The sequence below is a fragment of the Burkholderia sp. AU44665 genome (assembly GCF_030504405.1).
Taxonomy (GTDB): domain Bacteria; phylum Pseudomonadota; class Gammaproteobacteria; order Burkholderiales; family Burkholderiaceae; genus Burkholderia; species Burkholderia semiarida.
Genome location: NZ_JAUJRI010000005.1, coordinates 43,315 through 70,149, shown reverse-complemented (window position 1 = coordinate 70,149; position 26,835 = coordinate 43,315). Strand labels below are relative to the sequence as shown.

Sequence of the window (26,835 nt, the reverse complement as noted above, 5' to 3'; positions counted from 1 at the left end):
GCGCCGGGCGGAGAACCGAAGGATGTGCGATGAACCGACGTGATTTTCTGACGCTGACCGGTGCCGCGGCCGCCGCCGGCGTGTCGATGTGGCAGGCGCCCGCGACGGCGGCTGGCGCGACGCCGGCCGAGCGAAAGCCGGCGGCCGGGTATGCGAACGTGCTGATTCTCGTTGAGCTCAAGGGCGGCAACGACGGCCTCAACACGGTCGTGCCGTACGCGGATCCGCTGTACTACCAGTGCCGACGCAGCATCGGCATCAAGCGCGACCAGGTGCTGCAGCTCGACGCGCGGACGGGGCTGCATCCGTCGCTCGCGCCGCTGATGCCGCTGTGGCGCGACGGTCAGGTCGCGGTCGTGCAGGGCGTCGGCTATCCGCAGCCGAACCTGTCGCATTTCCGCTCGATCGAGATCTGGGACACCGCGTCGCGCTCGGATCAGTACCTGCACGAAGGCTGGCTCACGCGCACGTTCGCGCAGGCGCCCGTGCCGCCCGGTTTCGCGGCGGACGGCGTCGTGCTCGGCAGCGCCGAGATGGGGCCGTTGTCGAACGGCGCGCGCGCGATCGCACTCGTCAATCCCGCGCAGTTCATCCGTGCGGCCCGGCTCGCCGAGCCGTCGTCGCTGCGCGAGCAGAACCCGGCGCTCGCGCACATCATCGACGTCGAGAACGACATCGTGAAAGCGGCCGACCGGCTGCGCCCGCGCGGCGGGATGCGTGAATTCAGGACGACCTTTCCGGCCGGCGCATTCGGCACGTCGGTGAAGACCGCGATGCAGGTGCTGGCCGCGTGCGAAGCGTCGGGGCCCGGCGTGCAGGACGGCGTCGCGGTGCTGCGCCTGACGCTCAACGGCTTCGACACGCACCAGAACCAGCCGGCGCAGCACGCCGCGCTGCTCAAGCAGTTCGCGGAAGGGATGAGCGCGATGCGCGCCGCGTTGATCGAACTCGGGCGCTGGAACGAGACGCTCGTGATGACGTATGCGGAATTCGGGCGGCGCGTGCGCGAGAACCAGAGCAACGGCACCGATCACGGCACGGCCGCGCCGCACTTCGTGATGGGCGGCCGCGTGGCCGGCGGGCTGTACGGCGCGCCGCCGGCGCTCGGGCGGCTCGACGGCAACGGCAACCTGCCGGTCGCGGTCGATTTCCGCCAGCTTTACGCCACCGTGCTTGGGTCCTGGTGGGGGCTCGATGCGACGCGCGTGCTGCAGCAGCGCTTCGACACGCTGCCGCTGCTGAAGGCGTGAGGCGCGCCGCTCAGCGGCGGCGCGCGGCGCGCCACGCGATCCACAGCTTGCGGATCGGCGTCAGCGCGATGCGCTGGTGCAGCACCTGGTAGCCGTCGCGCGCGATTTCGTCGAGCAGCGCGCCGGCCAGCGCGATCTGCGCGCGCAGCGTGCGTTGCGCGCGGCGTTCGGCGGCGGGGATCGCCGCATCGGCCGCCGCGAGCGCGTCGCGCGCACGGGTCGTCTGGAATTGCAGCAATTCGGTGAAGGCCGGGCTGTAGCGGCGGTTCAGCAGATCGGCCGCGGTTACGTTGTAGCGCTGCAGTTCGTCGATCGGCAGATAGATACGGCCGTGGCGCGCGTCGTTGCCGAGCTCCTGCACGAATTGCGCGAGCATCAGCGCGCGGCCGACGTCCGCGGCCCACGGTTGCGGTGCGGCCGGATTCGCCGAACTGGCGCGCGCGACCAGCGACGCGAAGGTGCCGCCGACCTGCGCGATATAGCGCTGCAGGTTCGCGAAGTCGAGGTAGCGCGCCTGTTCGAGATCCATCCCGTAACCGTTGACGAGCGTGCGCAACGCATCGGCTTCGGCGGCGATCGCCGGGTGATGCTGCGCGAGCGCCTTCGTGACGGGGTGCGACGGCTGCCCGTCGGCCAGTGCCGCGAGTTCCTTGTGCCACCAGGCGAGCTTCGTGTGGCCGACCGTCGGATCGCTGGTTTCCTTGACGGTTTCCTCGAGTTCGCGGCGCAGCGCGAACAGCGCGGTCAGGCGCGGCTGCGTGGCGAGCGGCGCCTGGCGCAGCGCGTAGTAGACGCTGGAGCCTGCGGGGGCGGCCTTTTGCTGACAGTAGTCGTCGAAGTTCACGGGCTGAATCGGGTGGGGCGGGTTCGGGGGACGCGCGGCGGCGCGTTGCCGAAACGTCGAGCGCGGCATTCTAGCACCGCGGCACGACGGGCGCCGGCAGGGCGAGACAAGACCGCAGGGATCGGGTAGAATCTCGCGCTCGCCTGATCGGGCGTGCCGGTTTTCGGGCCGGCGTGAAGTCCCGGGCGCGTGGAGCACGCATCTTGCGTGCCGCGCGGTCAGGCGACGGAATGCGCGTGAGTGGCGAAATTGGTAGACGCACCAGGTTTAGGTCCTGACGCCCGCAAGGGTGTGCCGGTTCGAGTCCGGCCTCACGCACCAGAAGTCGAACGTGTCCCGTCACGGGCCGTTCGCGAAAAAGCGCTGCCGGTCGGCTGACCGCAGCGCTTTTTTGTTGATGGCCCTCAGCGGCGATGATGCCGTTCGCGCAGGCACGGTAAATCGGCGATGTGTAATATGACGCAACCATTCATGCACGCGGGCTGTTCAACCGGGGACCGTCGATGACCAACACCGTACGCACGATCGGCGTTTTGGCGCTGATGCTGGCGATGCCGGCTGTCGCGGCCACGCCTGCCGACAACGTGGCGTGGAGCACGAGCCCCGGGCCGACCGCCCGGAAGCCGCTTGACTGCCCCACGTCCATTTCCACTTCCACTTCTGCGGGGTGGCGGATCGCAGGCGGCGAGCGTCCTTCCGCGGAGTCCGTGCTGAAATCGGTCGGTACGGTGCTGGCCGTGTCCGCGCTCAGTGTTGTATCGAAGGGCAGGCTGCAACAATCCGGAACCGCATGCCGGCCTGCAAATGGCTCGTAGATGAGCGCTGCGTCGTTCGACAAGCAAGCGCCGCGCGTCGCCCGAGCGCGCCGCTTCGTCGTTTCCGCCACGCCTATTCCCAGAAGCTGCGGATCGCGACGGCCACGATCACCGGCACCGAGAACACCAGCGGAATCGCGAAATACTGCGCTTCGCGATCGACGACCCAGCTATAGATCACCCACGCCGCACCGATCGCGAACGTGATCAGGCCGACCGTCACGGCGGCGATGTTCAGGGCCAGCTTCGACGGCTGGCGGCGCGTTTTGGTGTTGTCGTCGTGATCGCGCGGGGACGATTTCATCGGAAGAGTGCGGCCTCGTGCCGGAACAAGGGTAAAGGCACAGGAAACCCCATCCGCGCGGATCGCGCAAGGGCCGGCGCGGGCCGGCCCTTGCCACGTCCGTTCCCGCCCGTTACAACCCGAACGACGCGGCCAGTTCGTCGAGCAGTTCGCGCTGAAACGCGACGAACCGTTCGCCCGGCTGCTGCGCGATCGCGAGATCGAGCATCGGATCGGCGACCTCGGTGCGAATGCCGGCCAGTTCCTCGACGATCGCGAGCCCGCAGAACGGCACGTACGCCTCCGAATAGCCGCCTTCGTGAACGATCACGAGCCGCCCGCCGCAATGACGCTGCGCGGCGTCCTTCACCACGCGGGTCATGAACCGGTAGCTGTCGGTATGCAGTTGCATGCGCGCGAGCGGATCGACCGCGCTCGCGTCGAGGCCGCTCGCGACGACGATCAGCTCGGGGCGAAAACGGGCGAGCGCCGGCAGCACGATCCGATCGAATGCATACCGGTAGGCATCGTCGCCGCTGCCCGCGAGCAGCGGCACGTTCAGGTTCGAGCCGATGCCCGCGCCTTCGCCTCGGTCGTCCGCGCCGCTGTAGCCGGGCGGAAAGCAGCGATCCTGGTGCAGCGAGATCGTCAACGTATCCGGATCGTCGTAGTAGATCGACTGCGTGCCGTTGCCGTGATGCACGTCCCAGTCGATCACCGCGACGCGCTCGATGCCGTGCTTCGCGCGCGCGGCCTCGATCGCGATCGGGATGTTCGCGAGCAGGCAGAAGCCCATCGGGCGGTCGCGCAGGCAATGATGGCCGGGCGGACGCGACAGCGAGAACGCATTCGCCGCGCGCTCGCCGACGACCGCGTCGACCGCCGCGATCGCGAGGCCGGCCGACAGCGCGGCGATCTCGTAGCTGCCCTTGCCGAATGGCGCGAGATCGCCGAGGTCGCCGCCGCTCGCGTCGCTCAGCGCGCGGAACGCGTCGAGATAGTGCGCCGGGTGAATGCGCAGCAGGTCGGCCGTCGTCGCGGGTGCCGCGCCGCGCAGGTCGAGCCGGGCGGCCAGCCCCGACGCCTGCACGAGCGACAGGAAGCGGCGCTTCGAATCGGGCGATTCCGCGTAGCCCGCGCTCGACGGCGGCTGGACCCAGCCGCCGACCGGGAGGAACAGCGCGTGCGTGCCGCCGGTGTGCCAGAAAGTGCGTTCGTCGGTGAAGAAGGCAGTGCGATTCATGGGTGCTTGACCTGTCACGGTTGGGAGGAAACGGAGGGGCGCGCGCGGCGATCGATGTGGCGCAGCGCGGCGAACGACACGATCGCGACGGCCGTCGCGGCCACGAACAGCGCGCGCATCGTGCCGCCGGCGTCGAGCATCAGGCCGGCCAGCAGCGGGCCCGCGGCGAGCCCCGCGCCGATCACGAAGTTGAGCGTCGCGACGAGCCGCCCAGACGTGTCGATCTGCGCGACCGTCGCGAGAATGAACGGCAGCACGAAGGTCCATGCGAACTTGAACGCGAAGATCGCCGCGCTGTAGCTGCCGCCGTGGCGCATCGCGGCGAGCGCGACGAGCGATGCCGCGAGCAGCGCGTAGCCGGCCGCGAGCATCGCGCGCCGCGCGAGCCGGCCGCCCGCGCACGATGCGAGCGCCGCGCCGGCGATGCCCATCACGCTCGAGATCGCGAGCACGTTGCCGGTCGACTGCGGATCGAGCCCGGCCTCGGCCGCCGCGCGGCTCGCGAACGTCCATACGCTGCCGATCGCGAGATAGAACGTCAGCACCGCGCCGATGGCGAGCACCACGAAGCTTCGGGGCGTGCGGGGCGCGTCGCCGTGCGCGGTGCGCGCGGATGCCGTTCGCATGCCGAGCGACGACGGAAACCCGCGCGACAGCGGCGCCGCGAGCAGCGCGAGCACGGCGAGCGCGACGTACAGCGCGCGTAGCCCGAACGCGGCGAACACGTGCGGCAGCACGAACAGGCCGATCGCGCCCGCGATCAACTGGCCGACGACCCACAGGCCGTACACGCGGTCGCTGTTTCCGCTCGTCGCGGCGCTCGTCATGCAGAGCACCATCAGCGAGCCGCCGCCGAGCGCGGTGACGGCGCGCAGCGCGAGCAGCGCGGCAAAACCGGGCATCCACAGCGCGGTCAGCAGGTTGCCCGCGCCGAACAGCGCGATGGCGAACGCGGCGACGCGGCGCGCGTCGACCCGGCCGAGCCACAGGTACGACGGCACGGTCGCGAGGCTGAACGCGCCGAGTTCGACGAAGAAGTAGGTGCCGATCTGCGATGCGGTCAAGCCGAGCTGCGTCGCGAGCTGGCCGGCGACGGCGGGCGCCACGAGCAGCAACAGCGGCGTGATGGCCGCGAACACGACGAGCGCGACGAGCGTCGAGCGTGCGAACGTCGACGCGCGGCCGTCGGGCGAGCGGGCGGCGTCCGGGGACAGGATTTTCATGGCGGGATCTCGTCGAGGGAATCAGAACAGGTGGTACATGCCGACCATCGCGCCGAACTGCGACGCGCCGGCAAGCGGTGTCGGGTCGTATTCGTAGACGGTCTGCGAGCTTTGCCCGCCGTTGCGCGCATAGCCGAGGTTCACGTAGGCGACGGTGCGTTTGGACAGCGCGTACGTGGTACTCGCGATGAACAGCGTCGGGTGGCCGATCGCCGGCGTGCGCGAATCGGTGTGGTAGACGCCGGCGTTCAGGCCAATCCCGTTCGACATCAGGTAACGCGCACCACCCCACACGATCGTGCGCGCCGCGTCGAGGTCGCCGGTCAGGCGTTCGACGCCTGCATGGGCGGTGAGCGGCAGCGCGGCGAACGCATAGCGTGCGGCGAGCGTGCCCAGTTCGCGACGCCGCGCGGATGCATCGCCGGCCGCCGATACGTCGCCGTGCGCCTGGTGCAGCACCGCGCCGACCGACAGGCCGTTGCTCGTGTACTGGCCGCCGAGCTCGAGCACGCGGCCGGCGCGCGTATTGCCGGCGACGCCGGAGGTCGCGGCGAGCACCTCGACGTCGAAGCCGGCAAAGGTCGGCGACTGGTATTTGACCGAGTGGTCGATGAAGTTCGCGTTCATCGGCACGAGCACGCCCTGGCCGCTGTACGACCCATACCAGAGCGGGTCGTAGAACAGCGTCTTGTCGAACAGCACGCTGAACTGGCGGCCGAGCGTGACGGTGCCGACTGGCCCCGCGATCCCCACGTATGCGCCGCGAAAGAACGCATAGCCGGGCACGGTCGCGGTGCCATCGTTGAGGTCGAGGCCCTGTTCGAGCTTGAACAGCGCACGCCAGCCGCCGCCGAGATCCTCGTGGCCCTTGATCCCGATCTGCGAAGGCAGGATGCCGTAGTTTTGCAATCGCACGGCCGACTGATGTCCGTCGGCGTGCGTCAGGTACTGCACGCCGGCGTCGAGCGCGCCGTACAGCGTGAGGGCGGACTGCGCGTGCGCGGCGCCGCCGCATGCGGCGAGCGTCGCGGCGGCCGCGGCCATGCGGATGAAGCGGGGTGTCGTCACGTGGGGTTCTCCATACCGTGCTGCATCGATTTGTCGTTGGTGTTGTCGCGACGCAGTGTCCGTAGCGGGAAAACCTTCGAACAGTCGTCCAGATGAACGGTGCGGAAAACCCGCGGTGCCCCGCATGAACGCCGTGCGATGCCGGCGCGCGCGGTGCTGCGCAGCAGCAATGCGCGGTGCACCGTTCAAATGGATGGGGTTGACGAGCGTTCCGGCACCGTGGCCCGCCAAAAAAGCGGCTCGCTATAATCGGCCGGTGTCGTTGCGCACATCAGCAGCCCGACCGGGCAGGGGAGCGGAAAGTGAGGATCACGACGGATATCGGGCAGGACCTCGACGCGCTGCGCGACGTGCCGGCCGCCATCGTGCTCGACGAATTCGCGTGGCCGACGCGGCCGTCCCGGCGCGCCGATTTCGACGGCGTCACGCGTGGCGACGCGCCGCAGCGCGAACTCGGCCTGATGCTGCTCGACCTGTACGCGGTGGCCGCGCAGTCCGCCATCGGCGAATTCGAGTACCGGTTCTTTTCGCTGCTGCAGGCCCTCATTCCGTTCGACGCCGCGTGGACGGGCGTCGCGACCCACGTGCCGACCGGCCCCGTGATGCACAACAGCTTTTTGTACCGGTTGCCGCACGCGTTCTTCACCGACTGGAAGCGTGTGCGCGATTGCGATCCGCTCGCGCACCGCACGCTGCACGGCGCGCACGGTCGCGCGGTGCGGCTGACGGTCATCGAGCCGGGGCTCGATGCACGATTTCGCGATTGGTGCGTGAAGTACGGGCTCGCGCAACTGATGTTCGTCTGTACGATCGATCGCCGCTTCGGCCTGACGACGTTCGTGTCGATTTACCGCCAGGGCCTGAATCGGCCGTTCGGCGACAACGACGCACATCGTTTCGAGGAACTCATTCCGCACCTCGCGGCGGCGTTGACGATCAATCGCGCCGCGCAGCTCACGCGCGAACGCGAGCGCGCCGACACGGTCGCCCCGGCCGCGCGAGCGTTGTGCGACAACTTCGGCGTGCTGCACCATGCCGACCCCGGTTTCGACGACGTGCTGCGCGCCGAGTGGCCGGCCTGGGCGGGCCCGCGCGTGCCGGAGGCGCTCGTCGCGCACCTGCGACGCCAGTCGGGCCAGCCGTTCGTCGGCGACGCGCTGCGCATCCAGTGCGTGCCCGTCGCCGGGTTGTTCCAGATCGAGGCACGGCCACGCTCGCTGCTCGACCGGCTCAGCCCGCGCGAGCTCGCGGCGATCCGCTATTACGGTGCCGGGCGCTCGCACAAGGAAGTCGCGCAGCAGATGGCGATCTCGCCGACGACCGTGCGCCATTACCTGCGCTGCGCGTACCGCAAGCTCGGCATGCACGACAAGAGCCAGATAGCCGGCGTGCTCGGTGCGACGACGGGCGGTACGGCCGACGACGAGGCGGTGGAAGCCGGCGGCATGCCGCGCTGACGCGCACGCATGACCGGGTGCCGCAGGGAGCGGCCGGCGTTGTCGGAATGGTTGTGCCCGCAACTATTGAGCGTTATGCTCGTCTGCTCTCGGAAGACGGAATCCCATCATGAACGACACGAATTCAGGGTCGGTGCGCGCGGCGGTGGTCGGGGTCGGCGCGATCGGCGGATTGCTCGCGGCCGCGTTGTCCAGAGCCGGCATGACCGTGAGCGCGTACGCACGCGGCGCGACGCTCGATGCGCTGAATACGCATGGCGTGCGCGTGATCGACGAGGCGGGCGCAACGTCGTCGGTGCCGGTGCGGGCAAGCGACGATGCGGCCGCGCTCGGCGTGCAGGACTACGTGGTGATCGCGCTGAAGGCGCAGGCGCTGCCGGCGCTGGCCGCGCGCATTGCGCCGCTGGTCGGGCCCGACACCGTGATCGTCGCGGCGATGAACGGGTTGCCGTGGTGGTTCACGCACGGGCTCGAAGGAGCGCTCGACGGCGTGCCGCTCGAGGCGGTCGATCCGGCCGGTGCGGTGTCGGCGGCATTGCCGCCCGCGCGGGCGATCGGCTGCGTCGTGCACTTGTCGTCGAGTACCGACGCGCCGGGCGTCGTGCGGCGCGGGCGCGGCAACCGGCTGATCGTGGGCACCCCCGATCCGCGGCTCGACGTGCCCACGGCGCGGTTCGCCGCGGCACTCTCGGCCGGCGGTTTCGACGTCGAGTCGACACCCGCGATCCGGACCGAGATCTGGACGAAGCTCTGGGGCAACATGAACATGAACCCGCTGAGCGCGTTGACCGGTTCAACGGCCGAGCAGTTGCTCGATGATCCGTTCACGCAGGATCTGGCGTTGCGGATGATGGAGGAGGCGGCCGCGATCGGCGCGAAGCTCGGCCTGTCCACCGGGATGAGCGGTCCCGAGCGGATCGCGGTCACGCGCAAGCTCGGCGCGTTCAAGACGTCGATGCTGCAGGATTTCGAAGCGGGGCGCCCGCTCGAGATCGGGCCGATTCTCGGCGTGTTTCCGGAACTCGGCCGCAAGCTTGGCGTGCCGACCCCGTACTGCGACGCAGTGCTCGGATTGTTGCGTCAGCGCGCGACGAACAGCGGGTTGTAGTGTGCGCCAGGCCGGCGCGAATGCGCGGCTGCCGGCAACGCGCGCTTCGCGCGAGATCGCCGCATGATGCAAAACCGGCCGCCCGGATCGCGTGTGACGCGACCCGCGCGGCCAGTCTGATTCATCGGATCAATGCGGCTCGCGGCAAGCGGCCGTCCGGCGATGCCGGGGCCGACGCGACGCTCAGTCGTCGCGCTCGGTCGCGTGCGCGACGACCTTGTCGAGCAGCCGCTCGAACGTCTGACGTTCGCTGTCGGACAGGCATGCGAGCAAGCCGTCGTTCCACTTGCGCACGATCGGCATGATCTTGCGATACAGCGCGCGGCCGTCGGCAGTCAGCGCGATCAGCACGATCCGGCCGTCCTCCTCGCTCGCGCCGCGCTCGAGCAGCCCCTGGCGCAGCAGCGCTTCGGCCGCGCGGCTCGCCTGGCTCTTGTCGAGATTGGTGTGGCGTGCGAGATCCATGATCGAGAACGGACCGAACGCGCCGACGGCGGCGATCACGCGCGCCTCGGGCAGCGAAATGTCGAGCTTGTGCCGGTACACCTCGCCGATTCCGCGGTCGGAGTGCTTCGTGAGCACATGGAGGCGATAGGTCAGAAACTGATCGAGCCCGGCTTGGCGGCCTTTCATGTCGAATCCTGAAGAAAAAGGGCGGGCCCGATTGTTCCTGTATCGCGCGCTCGGGTCAACGGTCAGTGTGCGCCGTACTTCAGCCGTGTCAACTGTTCTGCTTCGTTCGCGAGCAGATTCGCCGCATCGCGGATTGCGACGTCGAGCGTGATCGGCCCGGGAGCCGGCGAGAAGCAGCCGGAGAAATGCTCGGACAGGCGCGGCAGCGCGGCCGGATCGATCGCGCCCGACAGCAGCGACGCGGGGACGCCGGCGGCCCGCGCGTGCCGGCACGCGATGAACGGCGCCTTGCCGTGCAGCGTCTGCACGTCGGAGCGGCCTTCGCCGGTGATCAGCCAGTCGGCGCCGGCCAGTGCGGCGTCGAGCCCGACCTGGCGCGCGACGACTTCGGCGCCTGCCTCGAAGCGTGCGCCGAGCATGTGCAGCGCGAAACCGAGGCCGCCCGCGGCGCCCGCGCCCGGCAGATCGCGGCCGCGGCGGTCGAGCGCGGCCTCGAGCAGATCGGCGAAGCGGGCAAGGGCGGCATCGAGGGTCGCGACCTGCGTTGCCGTCACGCCCTTTTGCGGACCGAACACTGCGGTGGCGCCATGCGCGCCCGTCAGCGGATTGTCGACGTCGGACATGCCGATGAATTCGGTTTCCTTCAGTCGTGGATCGAGCCCCGACGCGTCGATGCGCGCGACGTCGGCGAGCCGCGACGGCACCGGCTCGACCGGCTGGCCGCTCGCGTCGAGGCACTGCAGGCCAAGGCCCGCGAGAAGCCCCGCGCCCGCGTCGTTGGTGCTGCTGCCGCCGAGCGCGACGAAGAAGCGGCGCACGCCTTCGTCGAGCAGCAGGCGGATCGCTTCGCCCATCCCGCGCGTGCTGCGCGCATCGACCGGCACGCTCATGCCGACCGGGTCGGTGATGCCGACGATCTCCGCCGTCTCGACGATCGCGGTGCGCGCGTCGATCACGCCGACCGCCGCATCGCGCGCCGCGAGCGACGCGCCGGCCACCCGCAGCGTGCGCCGCGTACCGCCGCCCGCCAGCATCGCGTCGAGCGTGCCTTCGCCGCCGTCGGCCATCGGGCAGCAGCGCACGACGGCGTCGGGCCGGGCACGGCGAATGCCGGTGGCGATCGCGTCCGCGACCTGCTCGGCGGAAAGCGAGCCTTTGAACGAATCGGGCGCGATGACGACGACAGGCGCGGACGGGCGGTGCGGCATGGTGTCTCCAAAAGGCGTGATTGGTATGAAGGTCGGGCCACGACGGTGGCTCGCACGTTATCGGAGCTTACAGGATGGCGGGGCCGGGGAGGATACGCCGTTCGGCATAGCGGCGATCCGCGTGCAGGGGCGTGCGACGGGCCGCAGACAGGGCCGGGACAACCTGTGTCGCGCCGATCTGGCGGTATGAGGAAAATTGTTTGCTAGAATAGTCGATTCTTCCGGCCAAAGCCGTGCTCCGAGCCGCTTGCGCTAGCCATCCGGCGCGTGCAGGGATGGCGTGGCGCCCCGGCGCGGCGTGTGAGTGTGCGCACCTCGCGCCGCAGGCAGGCACGGCAAGGAAAACCCGATTCGCTCGAATAATTTTAGGACGATTGAAGCCATGGCTAACGTTGTTGAGAACCTCGGCAAGCTTGAACGCCGTGTGACGATTTCTTTGCCGAAAGACACCGTGCAGAAGGAAATCGACGCCCGCATCCAGAAACTCGCGAAGAACGTGCGCATGCCGGGTTTCCGCCCGGGCAAGGTGCCGCTGAAGATGGTCGCGCAACAGTACGCGGGTCAGGTCGAGGCGGAAGTGCTGAGCGACAAGATCGGCCAGGAATTCTTCACGATCAGCCGCGCGGAAAACCTGCGCGTCGCCGGCCAGCCGAGCTTCGAGCCGAAGCAGGAGCAGGCCGAGGACGCATACGCGTTCGACGCGACGTTCGAGGTCTACCCGGAAGTGAAGATCGGCGATCTGGCGACGGCTGAAGTCGAGCGCTCGACCACGACGATCGGCGACGCCGAAATCGACCGCACGCTGGACATCCTGCGCAAGCAGCGCGTGCACTACCACGCACGCGGCGAAGCCGGCGAGCACGGCGACGGCGGCGCGGACACCGCGGCGAAGAACGGCGACCGCGTGACGGTCGACTTCGTCGGCAAGATCGACGACGTCGCGTTCCAGGGCGGCACGGCCGAAGATTTCCCGTTCGTGCTCGGCGAAGGCCGCATGCTGCCGGAATTCGAAACGGCGGCGCTCGGCCTGAAGGTCGGCGAACAGCGTACGTTCGACCTCAAGTTCCCGGACGACTACCACGGCAAGGACGTCGCCGGTAAAACGGCGCAGTTCACGGTCACGATGAAGAAGATCGAATGGCCGCACCTGCCGGAAATCGACGCGGAATTCGCGAAGTCGCTCGGCATCGAAGACGGCGATCTCACGAAGATGCGCGCCGAGATCAAGGAAAACCTCGAGCGCGAAGCGAAGCGCCGCACGCAGTCGATCGTCAAGAACCAGGTGATGGACGCGCTGCTGAAGATTTCCGAACTCGACGTGCCGAAGGCGCTGATCGAGCAGGACCAGCAACGTCTCGTCGAAATGGCTCGCCAGGATCTGGCGCAGCGCGGCGTGCCGAACGCGAAGGACGCACCGATCCCGGCCGAAATGTTCGCCGAGCAGGCCGAGCGCCGCGTGAAGCTGGGCCTCGTGCTGGCCGAGCTGGTGAAGGCGAACGGCCTCGAAGCGAAGCCGGAGCAGATCCGCGCGGAAGTCGACGAGTTCGCGAAGAGCTACGAAGACCCGAAGGAAGTGGTCCGCTGGTATTATTCCAACCAGCAGCGCCTCGCCGAGATGGAAGCGTTCGTCGTTGAAAGCAACGTCGTCGACTTCGTGCTGGGCAAGGCAAAGGTGACGGACAAGGAAGTGAGCTTCGAGGCACTCGCGAGCGCATCGGCGCAAGCGTAACTGTCGCTCTTGCGGCGTGCCGGCTGTCGGAGCGACGGCCCGCACGCCGTTTTTACGTCAAGCGCACGGTTGCCATTAATATGGCGATTGAGCGGGCGGCTTCCTTCCGTTCAATTTTCCAATCGAACAAGGTTCATTGAATGATCACTCGCGCTGAATTGCTGGACATGCTTGCTTCGAACGCGCCGCAGGGTTTCGAGGCGCAAGCGCTGGGGCTGGTGCCGATCGTCGTCGAAACGAGCGGCCGCGGCGAGCGTTCGTACGATATCTATTCGCGTCTCCTGAAGGAGCGCCTGGTGTTCATGGTCGGCGAAGTGAACGACCAGACCGCCAACCTCGTGGTCGCGCAATTGCTGTTCCTCGAGAGCGAGAATCCCGACAAGGACATCAGCCTCTACATCAACAGCCCGGGCGGCTCGGTGTCGGCCGGCATGGCGATCTACGACACGATGCAGTTCATCAAGCCGGACGTGTCGACCCTGTGCATGGGCCTCGCGGCCAGCATGGGCGCGTTCCTGCTCGCGTCGGGTGCGAAGGGCAAGCGCTTCGCGCTGCCGAATTCGCGCGTGATGATTCACCAGCCGCTCGGCGGCGCGCGCGGCCAGGCATCCGACATCGAGATCCAGGCACGCGAGATCCTCTACCTGAAGGAGCGGTTGAACAACCTGCTCGCGCAGCACACGGGCCAGGACGTCGAGCGCATCGCGCGCGACACCGACCGTGATAACTTCATGTCGAGCGAGGACGCGAAGGCGTACGGGCTGATCGATCAGGTGCTGCTGAAGCGCCCGTGAGCTTAAACGGGGTGCCGCCCCGATTCGGGCCGGCGCCCTCAAACGTCCCGAGTGCTCTGAGCATCTGCGGCAAGCGCATCCAGCCGGCTCCGGTCGCGCCCTAGGCGCGGCGTCCGGAGCAATCGGCGTATCATGTCATCTACCTGTCCGGAGGCTCTACATTCATGGCGGACAAAAAAGGTTCGAACAGCGAAAAGCTGTTGTATTGCTCGTTTTGCGGGAAGAGCCAGCATGAGGTGAAAAAACTCATTGCGGGCCCGTCGGTGTTCATCTGCGATGAATGTATCGACCTCTGCAACGAAATCATTCGCGACGAGGCGGCTGCCGCCGGCGTCGAGGCCAGCCTGTCCCGGTCGGATCTGCCGAGCCCGCAGGAAATTCGCGACATCCTCGATCAGTACGTGATCGGCCAGGAGCGCGCGAAGAAAATCCTCGCGGTGGCCGTGTACAACCACTACAAGCGCCTGAAGCACCTCGACAAGAAGGACGACGTCGAGCTGTCGAAGAGCAACATCCTGCTGATCGGCCCGACGGGCTCCGGCAAGACGCTGCTCGCTCAGACGCTCGCGCGGTTGCTCAACGTGCCGTTCGTGATCGCCGACGCGACGACGCTGACCGAAGCCGGCTACGTCGGCGAGGACGTCGAGAACATCATCCAGAAGCTGTTGCAGAATTGCAACTACGAGGTCGACAAGGCCCAGCGCGGGATCGTCTACATCGACGAAATCGACAAGATCAGCCGCAAGTCGGACAACCCGTCCATCACGCGCGACGTGTCGGGCGAGGGCGTCCAGCAGGCGCTGCTGAAGCTCGTCGAGGGCACGATGGCGTCGGTGCCGCCGCAGGGCGGCCGCAAGCACCCGAACCAGGATTTCATCCAGGTCGACACGACCAACATCCTGTTCATCTGCGGCGGCGCGTTCGACGGTCTCGAAAAGGTGATCACCGATCGTACCGAGAAAACCGGCATCGGCTTCGGCGCGACGGTCAAGAGCAAGCAGGAACGCGACGCGGGCGAGGTGCTGCGCGAAACGGAACCGGAAGACCTGATCAAATTCGGTCTGATCCCCGAATTGATCGGCCGCCTGCCGGTGGTCGCGACGCTCGGCAAGCTCGACGAAGCCGCGCTGATGAAGATCCTGGTCGAGCCGAAGAATGCGCTCGTCAAGCAGTATCACAAGCTGTTCGCAATGGAGCGCGTCGAGCTGGAAATCCGGCCGGGCGCGTTGCAGGCAGTCGCCCGCAAGGCGATCCGCCGCAAGACCGGCGCGCGCGGTTTGCGTTCGATCATCGAACAGGCGTTGCTCGACGTGATGTACGAGCTGCCGACGATGAAAGGGGTCAGCAAGGTCATCATCGACGAGAACGTCATCGATGGGGACGGCAAGCCCTTGCTGATCTACGAGGACACGCCGAAGGTGGCGGGTTCGAACTGACCGGCTTGCCGACGATGTCCATCGAAAAAGGCCGTTCATGAGTCCGTGGGCGGCTTTTTTTCGTTTATCTTGTGGGTAACTCTGACTCGACACGCGGTGGTTACTTTCTTACCGAATATTTCCCGCACTTGAAGGCTTGCAATTCGTTGTGGCGGCCTCAATTACCGAACAATTGATTCCACTCATGGGGAAATGAAATGTCAGGCACCCAACTTCTCCCGCCGGAACGCATCACGCTCCCGCTGCTGCCGCTGCGGGATGTCGTCGTTTTCCCGCACATGGTCATTCCGCTCTTCGTGGGCCGGCCGAAATCGATCAAGGCCCTCGAAGCAGCGATGGAAGGCGGCAAGCACATCATGCTCGTCGCCCAGAAAACCGCGGCCAAGGATGAACCGACCGAAAAGGACATGTACGAGGTCGGTTGTATTGCCAACATTCTGCAGATGCTGAAGCTGCCGGACGGCACCGTGAAGGTGCTCGTCGAAGGCCTGCAGCGCGCGAAGGCGTTGTCCATCGAGGAACAGGAGACGCAATTCTCCTGCGACGTGATGCCGCTCGAGCCCGATCACGCCGACAGCGCTGAAACGGAAGCGCTGCGCCGCGCGATCGTGTCGCAGTTCGACCAGTACGTGAAGCTGAACAAGAAGATCCCGCCGGAGATCCTCACGTCGCTGTCGGGCATCGACGAAGCGGGCCGTCTCGCCGACATGATCGCCGAGCGCCTGCCGCTCAAGCTCGACCAGAAGCAGCACATCCTCGAGATGTTCCCGGTCATCGAGCGCCTCGAGCATCTGCTCGCGCAGCTCGAAGCCGAGATCGACATCCTGCAGGTCGAAAAGCGCATCCGCGGGCGCGTGAAGCGCCAGATGGAAAAGAGCCAGCGCGAGTACTACCTGAACGAACAGGTCAAGGCGATCCAGAAGGAGCTGGGCGAGGGCGAGGAGGGCGCGGATCTCGAGGAACTCGAGAAGCGCATCAACGCCGCGCGCATGCCGAAGGAAGCCAAGAAGAAGGCCGACGCCGAGCTGAAGAAGCTGAAGCTGATGTCGCCGATGTCGGCGGAAGCGACCGTCGTGCGCAACTACATCGACACGCTGATCGGCCTGCCGTGGCGCAAGAAGAGCAAGGTCAACAACGACCTGTCGAACGCCGAGCAGGTGCTCGACGAGGATCACTTCGGCCTCGAGAAGGTCAAGGAACGGATCCTCGAGTATCTCGCGGTGCAACAGCGCGTGGACAAGGTGAAGGCGCCGATCCTGTGCCTCGTCGGGCCTCCGGGCGTCGGCAAGACCTCGCTCGGCCAGTCGATCGCGCGTGCGACGAACCGCAAGTTCGTCCGGATGGCGCTCGGCGGCGTGCGTGACGAAGCCGAGATCCGCGGTCACCGCCGCACGTACATCGGTTCGATGCCGGGCAAGATCCTGCAAAGCCTCGCGAAGGTCGGCGTGCGCAATCCGCTCTTCCTGCTCGACGAAGTCGACAAGATGGGCATGGATTTCCGCGGCGATCCGTCGTCGGCGCTGCTCGAAGTGCTCGATCCGGAACAGAACCACACGTTCGCCGACCACTACATCGAAGTCGATTTCGATCTGTCGGACGTGATGTTCGTCGCGACGTCGAACTCGCTGAACATCCCGCCGCCGCTGCTCGACCGGATGGAAGTGATCCGTCTGTCGGGCTACACGGAAGACGAGAAGGTCAGCATCGCCCAGCGTTACCTGCTGCCGAAGCAGAAGAAGAACAACGGGCTGAAGGAAGGCGAGGTCGAGGTCACCGAACAGGCGATCCGCGACATCATCCGCTACTACACGCGCGAAGCCGGTGTGCGTTCGCTCGAGCGGGAAGTGTCGAAGATCTGCCGCAAGGTCGTGAAGATGCTGCTGCTGAAGAAGGCATCGGGTGCGATCAAGGTCGATGGCGAGAACCTCGACACATTCCTCGGCGTGCGCAAGTACGACTTCGGCCTCGCGGCGAAGGAAAACCAGGTCGGTCAGGTGACGGGCCTCGCGTGGACGGAAGTCGGCGGCGACCTGCTGACGATCGAAGCCGCGGTGATGCCGGGCAAGGGCAACGTGATTCGTACGGGCTCGCTCGGCGACGTGATGAAGGAGTCGGTCGAGGCTGCGCGTTCGGTCGTGCGCTCGCGTTCGCGGCGTCTCGGCATCAAGGACGAAGCGTTCGAGAAGCAGGACATCCACATCCACGTGCCGGAAGGCGCGACGCCGAAGGACGGTCCGTCCGCCGGCGGTGCGATGACGACCGCGCTGGTGTCGGTGCTGACGGGTATTCCCGTGCGGGCCGACGTCGCGATGACGGGCGAAATCACGCTGCGTGGCGAAGTGCTGCCGATCGGCGGGCTGAAGGAGAAGCTGCTGGCGGCGCATCGCGGCGGCATCAAGCTCGTGCTGATTCCGGAAGAGAACGTGAAGGATCTCGCGGACATTCCGGACAACGTGAAGAACGCGATCGAGATCGTGCCGGTCCGCTGGATCGACAAGGTGCTGGAGCTCGCGCTCGAGCGTTCGCCGACTCCGTTGCCGCCGGAAGAAGAAGCGAAGGCAGCGGCGCCGGTCGGCGAGGCGGCGAAGGATGCCGGCTCGACGGAAGTCGTCAAGCACTGAGACCCTGACGACCGTCGTTGTTGACGGTTGTTCACGAAACCCGCGGCGATGCCCGCGGGTTTTTTTATGCGCGTCGGCATCGTGCGAGCGCGGGCGTTAAAAAAATTCACGCACGGGCTTGGCAAAATGATCGGGGATGAATTAAACTTGCGGGCTCGCTGATTGTTGATGCGGAAACGCAGATCGCAGTCGGAACGAATCGGAAGCGGGTGCTTAGCTCAGCTGGTAGAGCGGCGCCCTTACAAGGCGTAGGTCGGGGGTTCGAACCCCTCAGCACCCACCAGTTTCACGATTCAGCCAGACCAAGGAGCGGTAGTTCAGTCGGTTAGAATACCGGCCTGTCACGCCGGGGGTCGCGGGTTCGAGTCCCGTCCGCTCCGCCAAGCAAACAACAATGCCCGCCTCGTGCGGGCATTGTTGTTTGTGCGTTGTGGTTTTGCGCACGCTTGCGTGCGCGTGACTGCGGAGTGGAGGAAGCCGCCTGCGCGGCTTCCGGCGGGACTCGAAGGGCTGCGCTTGCAAGCGCAGCCGCGGCCTGCGGGATGTAGGCGAGTCCCGTCCGCTCCGCCAAACAAACAGCAATGCCCGCTTCGTGCGGGCATTGCTGTTTGTACGTTGTGGTTTTGCGCCCGCTGGCGGGCGCGTGACTGCGAAGCGGAGGAAGCCGCCTGCGTTTTATCCCGTCCCACCCCGTATGTTGTAATATCGGACGTTTTGTCCAATTTTCCCGTCACGCATGCTCGATTTCTTCCGTAATCACCAGCGCCTGATGATGGCGCTCCTGCTCCTGATCGTGTTGCCGGGGCTGGGTTTCGTCGGGATCCAAGGCTTCCGCGGCTTCTTCGACGACAGTGCGAACGTCGCGGAGGTCAACGGACACAAGATCACGCGGGTCGAATTCGACGGCGCGTTCCGTCAGCAGATCGACCAGGCGCGCCAGGCGCTCGGCGGGCAGTTCGACATCAAGATGTTCGATACGCCCGAGCATCGCAAGCAGGTGCTCGACGGCCTGATCCAGCAACGCGTGCTGGCCGACGAGACGCAACGCCTGCACCTGACCGCCTCCGACAATGCCGTGCGCGACGCGCTGATGAGCGACCCGATGATCGCGTCGCTGAAGAAGCCCGATGGCACGATCGACGTCGAACGCTATGCGCAACTGCTGTCGTTCCAGGGGATGACGCCCGAGCAGTACCAGGAGCGGGTGCGTTACAGCCTCGCGCTGCAGCAGATTCCCGCAAGCATCGTGTCGAGCGCGTTCACGCCGAAGAGCCTCGCGCAACGCCTGTCCGAACTCGCCGCCCAACAGCGCGAAGTGCAGGCGCTCGTGCTGAAGACGAGCGACTTCGCAGCGAAGGTCCAGCCGACCGACGCGCAGCTCGCCGCGTACTACGACGCGCACAAGCAGAGCTTCGCGACGCCGGAAACCGCGACGATCCAGTACCTCGTCTATTCGCCGGCAGCGGCGGCCGCGAGCGCGCAGCCGACCGAGGCGGACATCAAGAAGTTCTACGACGACAACCCGACGCACTTCCGTACCGAAGCGCAGGTGCGCGTGAGCCACATCTTCATCGCCGCGCCGGGCAACGCGAGCGCGGCCGACAAGGCAGCCGCGAAGGCGAAGGCCGAGCAACTGCTCGCCGACGTGAAGGCGCATCCGGACCAGTTCGCGCAGATCGCGCAGAAGAACTCGCAGGACGCACCGTCGGCGGCGAAGGGCGGCGACCTCGGCTTCATCACGCGCGGCTCGACCGCGGGCGGCAAGGCGTTCGACGATGCCGCGTTCTCGCTGAAGCAGGGCGACGTCAGCGGTATCGTGCAGTCGGATCTCGGTTTCCACATCCTGAAGGCGACCGAAGTGAAGCCGGCCGTCGTCAAGCCGTTCGCGGAAGTGAAGGACCAGATCGCGGTCGACCTGAAGCAGCAGTACGCATCGAAGGCGTTCTCGGACAACGCGGAAGGCTTCACGTCGACCGTCTACGAAAAGGCGAAGACGCTGCAGCCGGCCGCGGACAAGTACAAGCTGACGATCCAGACGGCCACGGTCACGCCGACGCCGAATCCGCAACTGCCGCCGACGAGCCCGTTGAACAATCCGAAGTTCCTGGCCGCCGTGTTCGCGAACGACGCGGTGAAGAACCAGAACAACACGCAGGCGATCGACGTCGGCAACAACACGCTGATCTCGGCGCGCGTGACCGAGCACAAGCCGGCCGCGGTGCCCGCGCTCGACGCGATCAAGGATGTCGTGCGCCAGAAGGTCATCGCCGAGCAGGCCGCGGAACTCGCGAAGAAGGACGGTGCGGCGAAGCTGGCCGAACTGCAGAAGTCGAAGTCGACGGACGGCTTTACGGCCGCGCAGAAGGTGTCGCGCACGCAGTCGCAGGGCCTGACGCCGGCTGCGCTGAGCGCCGTCTACAAGGTCGATGCGAAGACGCTGCCGGCTTACGTCGGTGTCGACCTCGGCGCGGACGGCTATGCGATCTATCGCGTGAACGCGGTCATTCCGGGTTCGGCGGTCGATCCGCAGCAACTGGCGGCCGCGCAGCAGCAGATGGCCCAGGTCGACGCGCAAAGCGAAGGCGAGGCGTACCTCGCCGCGCTGCGCGATCGCTCGAAGGTGAAGCTGTACGGCAGCACGACGGCCAGCCAGCAGCAGGACGGCGACAACTGAGCGTCGTTTCGCCCGCAACCATCGAAAAGCCCCGCTCGAAGCGGGGCTTTTCGTTTTCCGGTGCGTCGGCTGCGGTCAGCCGCGCGGCTTGCCGAGCAGCGGCTTCAATGTCGGCCACACGTTGTCGAGCAGAATGCCCTGGGCCTGCTGCGCGGGATGCATCTGGTCGGCCTGGAACATCTCGGGCTTGTTCTCGATGCCGGCCAGCAGGAACGGCACGAGCGGCACGCCGAGGTCCTTCGACAGCCGCGTATAGAGCGCGTGGAACTTCTGCGTGTAGTCGGGGCCGTAATTGGGCGGCACGTACATGCCGACCAGCACGACCTTTGCCTGTGCACGCCGTGCGCCGGCGATGATGTCGCGCAGGTTCTGCTCGGTCGTCGCGAGCGGTACGCCGCGCAGCGCGTCGTTCGAACCGAGTTCGACGACGACGATCGACGGCTTGAGCCGCTGCAGCACCGCCGGCAGCCGCGCACGGCCGCCGCTCGTGGTGTCGCCGCTGACGCTGGCGTTCGCGACGCTATAATCGATTCGCTCGGTGGTGAGCCGTTGCCGCAGCAGCGCCACCCAGCCAGTGTCGCGCGGTAATCCGTATTCGGCCGACAGGCTGTCGCCGAGCACGACGATCACGGGCGGGCTCGATGCCGGCGCCGTCGCGGCGCGTGCGGGTACGGTGACGGCCAGCAGCGTGCCCAGCAGCGCGGCGGCCGCCGCGCGTCTTTTCCAGCGAAATGTCGTGTCCATGTTCAAGATTACCGATCCGATCATCGAAGTCAATGACGTGTGCAAGCGGGTTGCCGATGCAACGGGCGAGCTGACGATCCTCGACGGCATCACGCTCGCCGTGCAGCCGGGCAGCAGCCTCGCGATCGTCGGCGCGTCGGGCTCGGGCAAATCGACGCTGCTCGGCCTGCTTGCGGGGTTGGACAGCGCGACGAGCGGCACGGTTCGCCTGCTCGGCCGCGCGCTCGACCCGCTCGACGAGGACGAACGCGCGGCGCTGCGCAACGGCGCGGTCGGGTTCGTGTTCCAGTCGTTCCAGTTGATGCCGCACCTGACGGCGCTGGAGAACGTGATGCTGCCGCTCGAACTGCAGGGCGGCATCAGCGCGCGCGACGCGGCCGACCGCGCCCGCGCGCTGCTCGTGCAGGTCGGTCTCGGCGAACGCACCGCGCATTATCCGAAGCTGCTGTCGGGCGGCGAACAGCAGCGCGTCGCGCTCGCCCGCGCGTTCGTCACGCGCCCGGCGATCCTGTTCGCCGACGAGCCGACCGGCAGCCTCGACGCGGCCACCGGGCACGCGGTCATCGACCTGATGTTCGAGCTGAACCGCACGCATGGCGCGACGCTCGTGCTCGTCACGCACGATACCGAACTCGCGCGCCGCTGCGCGACGACAGTCACCATCGACGCCGGGCGCATCGTCGCGCCGCACACAATCGCTCCGCGTGACGCGTGAATATCCGTGCTGGCCGCGCATGGTGAATTGCGCGGCCGGCACGGGTGCGACGCCGTCGCGTCAGTCCTTCTTCAACGCTTGAGCGCCGCACGGGCGCGCTCGATCAGCGCCGTGGTCGACGAGTCGTGCTTCGCCGGATCGACCGATTCGGCCGACAGGTCGGCTTCGACGACCTTGCCGAGAATCTTGCCGAGCTCGACGCCCCACTGGTCGAACGGATTGATGTCCCACACCGTCGCCTGCACGAGCACCTTGTGCTCGTAAAGCGCGATCAGCGCGCCGAGCGTGCGCGGCGTCAGCGCATCGACGAGCAGCGTCGTGGTCGGGCGGTTGCCGGGGAACGTCAGGTGCGGCGCGAGCGCTTCCTTGCCCGGCCCGGCCACCTTGCGCGCTTCTTCGAGCGTGCGGCCGAGCATCAGCGCCTCGCTCTGCGCGAAGCAGTTCGCGAGCAGTTTCGGATGATGGCTCGCCAGCGGATGTTCGGGCGTCAGCACCGCGATGAAATCGATCGGCACGATCGTCGGCCCCTGGTGCAGCATCTGGAAGAATGCATGCTGGCCGTTGGTTCCCGGCTCGCCCCACGTGACGGCCGACGTCGGGTAGTCGACGAAGGTGCCGTCCAGGCGCGCGGATTTGCCGTTGCTCTCCATTTCGAGCTGCTGCAGGTACGACGGCAGGTAGTGCAGCGCTTCCGAATACGGCGCGACGAGATAGCTCTGCGAGCCGAAGAAATTCCGGTACCAGATGCCGATCAGGCCGAGCAGCACCGGCAGGTTGCGCTCGAGCGGCGCTTCGCGGAAGTGGCGGTCCATGTCGTTCGCGCCGGCCAGCAGCTCGTCGAACCGTTCGGGGCCGACCGCGATCATGATCGACAGGCCGACCGCCGACCACAGCGAATAGCGGCCGCCGACCCAGTCCCACATTTCGAACACGTTGTCCGCGGCGATGCCGAACTTCACGACTTCGGCCGGGTTCGCCGACACGCCGACGAAGTGTTTCGCGAGCGCGTCCTCTGGGCAGCCGCGCGCGACGAACCAGTCGCGCAGCGAGCGTGCGTTGGTCATCGTCTCGAGCGTCGTAAACGTCTTCGACACGATGATCGCGAGCGTTTCCTCGGGATCGACCTGTTCGAGCACGCGCGCGAGATCGGCGCCGTCGACGTTCGACACGAAGTGGGTCGAGATCTCGGGCGTCGCGACGTGGTGCAGCGCATGCACGACCATCTTCGGCCCGAGATCGGAGCCGCCGATGCCGATATTGATCACGTGGCGAATACGCTTGCCCGTATAGCCCGTCCACGTGCCGCCGCGCACGGCGCGCGCGAACGTCGCCATTTTCGCGCGCTCGGCGCTCACCTGCGCGTGAAACGGCGCCTGCGGGTCGGTCGCGCGCAGCGCGGTGTGGAGTGCGGCGCGGCCTTCGGTCGGGTTGACGATCTCGCCCGCGAACATCGCGTCGCGGCGCGCTTCGACGCCCGCGTCGCGCGCGAGCTGCACCAGCAGACGTACCGTTTCGTCGTCGATACGGTTCTTCGAGAAATCGGCCGCGAGACCGCCGCCGGCAATCGTGAAGCGCTCGGCGCGGGTGGGCGCGCGGTCGTTTTCCGGCGCGAACCAGTCGCGCAGCCGCGCGTGGCGGATCTGTTCGAAGTGGGATTGAAGGGCAGTCCAGGCGGGGAGCGATTTCAGCGTCATGGCGGTTCGAGTGAAGCGTGAATCGGGAGGAATGCCGCGCCGGCTCATCGGGATCGGAAAGCCGGCGGACGAGAAGGCCCGCCGTGCGGCGGGGCAGTCAGTATAGCGGCGTTACGTGTCGGCGCGCGGCGACGGATAAAAAAGGCGATTGATCAGCGTGCGCACCATCGGCGCGAGCTCGCCCGCGGTCAGCCCGGCCGGTCCGGTGCCGTTCGCGGTCAGCGTGTCGGCCGCGAGGCCGTGCAGGTAGACGCCGGCCAGCGCGGCCTCGTACGGCGCGACCCGCTGCGCGAGCAGCGCGCCGATCAGGCCGCCGAGCACGTCGCCGGTGCCGCCGGTGGCGAGCGCCGCGTTGCCGGTCGGGTTGATCGTCACGCGGCCGTCGGGCGCCGCAATCACCGTACCCGAGCCTTTCAGCACGGCGATGGCCGCGTAACGGGCGGCGAGCGCCTGTGCGGCCGCGACGCGATCGCGCTGCACGGCGGCGGTGTCGCTGCCGAGCAGGCGTGCGGCTTCGAGCGGATGCGGCGTCAGCACGCATGGATTGCCGCGCGCGCCGCGCGTGGCGACCGCGGCCGCGAGGTCCGCGTGCGTCGCGACGAGATTCAGTGCGTCGGCATCGAGCAGCGTCGCGGTGTCGTGCGCGAGCACGTCGCGCACGAGCGTCGCCGCGGCCTCGCGCGTGCCGAGCCCGCAACCGGCCGCGATCGCGGTCATCGCGCCGAGGTCGAGGGTGTCGGCCGGATGCAGCATCAGTTCGGGAAAGGGCGGATCGTACGGCGGCGCACCCGCGCCAAGGAAGCCGACGTGCACCTTGCCGGCGCCGGCGAACAGCGCGGCGCGGGCGGCGAGGATCGGCGCGCCGCACATGCCCGTGTCGCCGCCGAGCACCGCGAGGCTGCCGTACGTGCCCTTGTGGGATGCGAACGCGCGCACGGGCAGCGCCGCGGCGAACCGCGCGACTGCGTTCAGCACGATGGCCGGCGCGGCCGGCGGCGCGACGTCGAGCGACGCGACGTGGATCTCGCCGGCGAGGTCGCGGCCGTCGCCCGTGTAGAGGCCGGGTTTCGCGCCGATGAAGGTGAGCGTGTGGGTGGCCGCGACGGCGACGCCCGCGCCGACGATCTGGCCCGTGTCGCTGTCGAGCCCGCTCGGCACGTCGAGCGCGAGCACGCGGCCGCCGCCGCGCGCATGGGCGGCGATGCGCGCGGCCTGCTCGGCGAACGCGCCGTCGAGCGCGCGGCCGAGACCGATGCCGAACAGCCCGTCGACGACCCACGCATAGCCGTCGAGCGACGCGGGCGGGGCGGCCGACAACGGCACGCCGGCCGAGCGCGCGAGACCGAGCGCCCATTGCGCATCGTCCGGCTTGACCGGCACCGGCATCCACGCATGCGTCGCGACGCCGAGCTGCTGGAGCTGCGCGGCCGCCACCAGTGCGTCGCCGCCGTTGTTGCCGGGGCCGACCGCGAACCAGACGGCGCGTTCGTCGCCGGCCATGCGCTCGGACAGCCAGTGTGCGGCGGCGGCGCCGGCGCGACCCATCAGCGTGTGCGGCGGCAGCGCCGCGGTGGCGTCGGCTTCGGCCGCGCGCAGGTCGGCGACGCGCAGCAGCGCGATCGGATCGGAATCGGGAAGCGGGTGGGTAACGGTCATCGCGGGATCGTGGCGGCTGGCAGGGATGCCGCCCCGGGACGGCCCGCGGCGGTCAGGTCGTGAAGCGGCCGGCGCTCAGCGCGGCGAGCGTGTCGGCGGGCCAGTGCTGGACGTTGCCACCCAGATAGTCGGCCACCACTTTAGCAGACCCGCACGCGAGCCCCCAGCCGGCCGGGCCATGGCCGAAATTGACGAACACGCGTGGATGCGGGGTCGGACCCACGACGGGCAGGCCGTCCGGCGACAGCAGTTGCATGCCTTGCCACGACAGGGCGGCCGAAATCCGCGCCGCGCCGGGTACCCAATCGTGGACGGCCTGGCCCAGCAGCGCGAGCGCGGCCTCGGACAGCGGCTCGGCGAGCGGCTTCGCGGTATCGGCGAGACTCTGCAGCACGGCGCCGCCGCCGATGCGCAGCCGCTGATGGGTGCGCGTGATCGAGATCCGCTTGATCGAATCGACGACGCTCAGGTGTGGCGCATGCTCTTCGTATGCAACCGGCGCGGTGAGCGTATGGACGCGCACCGGGTGCAGCGGCAGGCGCCAGCCGAGCCGTTCGAGCAGCGCAAGGCTGCCGGCGCCGGCCGCGACCACGATCGCGTCGGCGGACATCACGTCGACCTCGCGCGCCTTCGCCGGGTTTCCATTGCCCGGCGGCACGAGTTCGACCGCGGCGCGGCCGTTGTCGACGCGGATCGCGGCGACGTCCGCGCCGAAGCGGAACTGCACGCCGTGCTCGTCGAGCGTCTGCTTGACCAGTTTCGCGAACAGCGGGCAGTTGCCGGTGCGCTCGGTTTCGAGCAGCACGCCGCCCGCAAAGCCGGGTTCGGCCGGCACCGACGGCTCCAGCGCCGTGCATTCGTCGGCGGTGAGCGTGCGGTACGGCTGGTCGAGCGTGCGCAGCAGGTCGAGCGCGGGTTGCAGCGCGTCCCAGTCGCGCGGATCGCGCACGACGTGCAGGATGCCCGGCTTCTGCTCGAATTCGAGTTCCAGGCGCGCCTCGATATCGGCGAGCGTGTCGCGCGACACGTCGATCAGCGGGCGCAGCCGCGCGTACTGTGCGGCGAACGCGTCGGGCTCGCGCAGCGCGCCGAGCTGCTTGACGAAGCGGCGCACGCCGCCGTTCAAGCCCGGTTTGTAGACGATGCCGCTGTCGCGCGGCTGGCGCTGGCGCATGAAAGTCGGGCCGAACCAGACGTCGAGCGGGCTCGGCAGCAGCGCGCCGCCGTCGCCGTAGGTCGCGCCTTGCGCGACGGTCGCGTGGCGTTCGACCACGCACACGCGATGGCCGGCCGCGCGCAGCTGGTAGGCGGTGGCGACGCCGCTGATCCCGCCGCCGATGACGATCACATCCATGGATTGCTTCGATGACGGGCGGCGCGTACGCCGCCCGGTGAGAATTCGCTGAGGGCCCGGGCCCGGTGAACCCGGAATGATAGCGCCAAAAGTGCGCGAGCCGGCGCCGGCCGAGCATGGGTCGTGCGGGCGCGCCACGACGGCGCGGCGCACGGGCTGCTCGGGCCGGCCCGGCCGGCGGCCGTGCGCGCCCCGCGCGCGGGCACCGGTGCGGTGCATGAGGCGCACCGATCGGCCGGTCTGGGACGCCCGACTTCCGGGTATAATTACGGCCTTCCTTTCGCCC

21 protein-coding genes and 3 tRNA genes are annotated in these 26,835 nt (G+C 67.8%); 12 read left to right on the top strand and 12 right to left on the bottom strand.

Translation table 11 applies throughout. The features are described 5' to 3' along the window. Positions 1–29: 29 nt before the first annotated feature. On the top strand, positions 30–1,250 hold the full coding sequence (locus QZM15_RS13120) for a DUF1501 domain-containing protein (RefSeq protein ID WP_059585170.1): 1,221 nt from the start codon (positions 30–32) through the stop codon (positions 1,248–1,250). Between the two features lie 10 nt (positions 1,251–1,260). Here the strand turns inward: QZM15_RS13120 and hpnD are convergent, their stop codons facing one another. Next, positions 1,261–2,094, bottom strand: a complete 834-nt coding sequence (gene hpnD / locus QZM15_RS13115; RefSeq protein WP_059585325.1) for a presqualene diphosphate synthase HpnD — start codon at positions 2,092–2,094, stop codon at positions 1,261–1,263. Between the two features lie 234 nt (positions 2,095–2,328). On the opposite strand from hpnD, the gene QZM15_RS13110 reads away from it, so the two are divergent. Further along, positions 2,329–2,415: transfer RNA gene (locus QZM15_RS13110), tRNA-Leu, on the top strand. A 148-nt stretch (positions 2,416–2,563) separates the two neighbouring features. On the opposite strand, the gene QZM15_RS13105 is transcribed toward QZM15_RS13110, so the two are convergent. The 5 genes from QZM15_RS13105 to QZM15_RS13085 all read right to left on the bottom strand — a co-directional run bounded on the left by QZM15_RS13105 (position 2,564) and on the right by QZM15_RS13085 (position 6,726). Next, positions 2,564–2,932 (bottom strand): hypothetical protein, encoded by a 369-nt coding sequence (locus QZM15_RS13105; protein WP_302106530.1) that lies wholly within the window; start codon positions 2,930–2,932, stop codon positions 2,564–2,566. 50 nt (positions 2,933–2,982) lie between these two features. Further along, positions 2,983–3,213 (bottom strand): hypothetical protein, encoded by a 231-nt coding sequence (locus QZM15_RS13100; protein ID WP_059585171.1) that lies wholly within the window; start codon positions 3,211–3,213, stop codon positions 2,983–2,985. 112 nt (positions 3,214–3,325) lie between these two features. After that, positions 3,326–4,435, bottom strand: a complete 1,110-nt coding sequence (locus QZM15_RS13095; RefSeq protein ID WP_302106529.1) for a class II histone deacetylase — start codon at positions 4,433–4,435, stop codon at positions 3,326–3,328. A gap of 14 nt (positions 4,436–4,449) precedes the next feature. After that, entirely contained in the window at positions 4,450–5,658 is a 1,209-nt protein-coding gene (locus tag QZM15_RS13090; protein WP_124658595.1) for an MFS transporter, read from the bottom strand. A 21-nt stretch (positions 5,659–5,679) separates the two neighbouring features. Next, the gene (locus tag QZM15_RS13085; RefSeq protein WP_302106528.1) at positions 5,680–6,726 is read right to left on the bottom strand and encodes a porin; all 1,047 of its coding nucleotides are present in this window, start codon (positions 6,724–6,726) and stop codon (positions 5,680–5,682) included. A 302-nt stretch (positions 6,727–7,028) separates the two neighbouring features. Between QZM15_RS13085 and QZM15_RS13080 the strand changes: the two genes are divergently transcribed. After that, positions 7,029–8,183, top strand: a complete 1,155-nt coding sequence (locus QZM15_RS13080) for a LuxR C-terminal-related transcriptional regulator (protein ID WP_060316608.1) — start codon at positions 7,029–7,031, stop codon at positions 8,181–8,183. A 109-nt stretch (positions 8,184–8,292) separates the two neighbouring features. Beyond that, positions 8,293–9,291 carry a 2-dehydropantoate 2-reductase gene (locus QZM15_RS13075; protein ID WP_089464854.1) on the top strand — a complete coding sequence of 333 codons (999 nt, stop codon included), beginning with the start codon at positions 8,293–8,295 and terminating at the stop codon, positions 9,289–9,291. Between the two features lie 183 nt (positions 9,292–9,474). On the opposite strand, the gene QZM15_RS13070 is transcribed toward QZM15_RS13075, so the two are convergent. Together QZM15_RS13070 and QZM15_RS13065 are read right to left on the bottom strand one after the other, a co-directional pair. Continuing rightward, positions 9,475–9,924 carry a MarR family winged helix-turn-helix transcriptional regulator gene (locus QZM15_RS13070; protein WP_060316602.1) on the bottom strand — a complete coding sequence of 150 codons (450 nt, stop codon included), beginning with the start codon at positions 9,922–9,924 and terminating at the stop codon, positions 9,475–9,477. A 62-nt stretch (positions 9,925–9,986) separates the two neighbouring features. Beyond that, positions 9,987–11,132, bottom strand: coding sequence for a glycerate kinase (locus tag QZM15_RS13065; RefSeq protein WP_302106527.1), 1,146 nt, complete (start codon positions 11,130–11,132; stop codon positions 9,987–9,989). A 382-nt stretch (positions 11,133–11,514) separates the two neighbouring features. On the opposite strand from QZM15_RS13065, the gene tig reads away from it, so the two are divergent. The 7 genes from tig (at position 11,515) to QZM15_RS13030 (ending at position 20,386) form a co-directional block, all read left to right on the top strand. After that, the gene (gene tig / locus QZM15_RS13060; RefSeq protein WP_059585179.1) at positions 11,515–12,861 is read left to right on the top strand and encodes a trigger factor; all 1,347 of its coding nucleotides are present in this window, start codon (positions 11,515–11,517) and stop codon (positions 12,859–12,861) included. A gap of 140 nt (positions 12,862–13,001) precedes the next feature. Then, a complete protein-coding gene (clpP, locus tag QZM15_RS13055; RefSeq protein ID WP_006496351.1) occupies positions 13,002–13,655 on the top strand; it encodes an ATP-dependent Clp endopeptidase proteolytic subunit ClpP in 654 nt (217 codons plus the stop codon). Positions 13,656–13,819: 164 nt separating this feature from the next. Further along, positions 13,820–15,091 carry an ATP-dependent Clp protease ATP-binding subunit ClpX gene (gene clpX / locus QZM15_RS13050; RefSeq protein WP_006489345.1) on the top strand — a complete coding sequence of 424 codons (1,272 nt, stop codon included), beginning with the start codon at positions 13,820–13,822 and terminating at the stop codon, positions 15,089–15,091. Between the two features lie 197 nt (positions 15,092–15,288). After that, a complete protein-coding gene (lon, locus tag QZM15_RS13045) occupies positions 15,289–17,712 on the top strand; it encodes an endopeptidase La (protein WP_059585180.1) in 2,424 nt (807 codons plus the stop codon). A 207-nt stretch (positions 17,713–17,919) separates the two neighbouring features. Further along, positions 17,920–17,995: transfer RNA gene (locus tag QZM15_RS13040), tRNA-Val, on the top strand. A gap of 23 nt (positions 17,996–18,018) precedes the next feature. After that, positions 18,019–18,095 (top strand) — tRNA-Asp (locus QZM15_RS13035). A 353-nt stretch (positions 18,096–18,448) separates the two neighbouring features. After that, positions 18,449–20,386, top strand: coding sequence for a SurA N-terminal domain-containing protein (locus QZM15_RS13030; RefSeq protein ID WP_302106526.1), 1,938 nt, complete (start codon positions 18,449–18,451; stop codon positions 20,384–20,386). 75 nt (positions 20,387–20,461) lie between these two features. Here the strand turns inward: QZM15_RS13030 and QZM15_RS13025 are convergent, their stop codons facing one another. Further along, complete coding sequence (locus QZM15_RS13025; protein WP_059645533.1) at positions 20,462–21,130, bottom strand: arylesterase; 669 nt, start codon at positions 21,128–21,130, stop codon at positions 20,462–20,464. On the opposite strand from QZM15_RS13025, the gene QZM15_RS13020 reads away from it, so the two are divergent. Next, positions 21,129–21,845, top strand: coding sequence for an ABC transporter ATP-binding protein (locus QZM15_RS13020; RefSeq protein WP_302106525.1), 717 nt, complete (start codon positions 21,129–21,131; stop codon positions 21,843–21,845). The two genes, QZM15_RS13025 and QZM15_RS13020, sit on opposite strands and share 2 nt — an antisense overlap. A 71-nt stretch (positions 21,846–21,916) precedes the next feature. Here the strand turns inward: QZM15_RS13020 and pgi are convergent, their stop codons facing one another. The 3 genes from pgi to QZM15_RS13005 form a co-directional block, all read right to left on the bottom strand. Further along, positions 21,917–23,539: a glucose-6-phosphate isomerase gene (gene pgi, locus QZM15_RS13015; protein ID WP_059585184.1), complete on the bottom strand. Its 1,623-nt coding sequence runs from the start codon at positions 23,537–23,539 to the stop codon at positions 21,917–21,919. A gap of 111 nt (positions 23,540–23,650) precedes the next feature. Then, positions 23,651–25,195: an NAD(P)H-hydrate dehydratase gene (locus tag QZM15_RS13010; RefSeq protein ID WP_226225157.1), complete on the bottom strand. Its 1,545-nt coding sequence runs from the start codon at positions 25,193–25,195 to the stop codon at positions 23,651–23,653. 52 nt (positions 25,196–25,247) lie between these two features. Next, positions 25,248–26,549: an FAD-dependent oxidoreductase gene (locus tag QZM15_RS13005; RefSeq protein ID WP_124658600.1), complete on the bottom strand. Its 1,302-nt coding sequence runs from the start codon at positions 26,547–26,549 to the stop codon at positions 25,248–25,250. Positions 26,550–26,835: the final 286 nt, after the last annotated feature.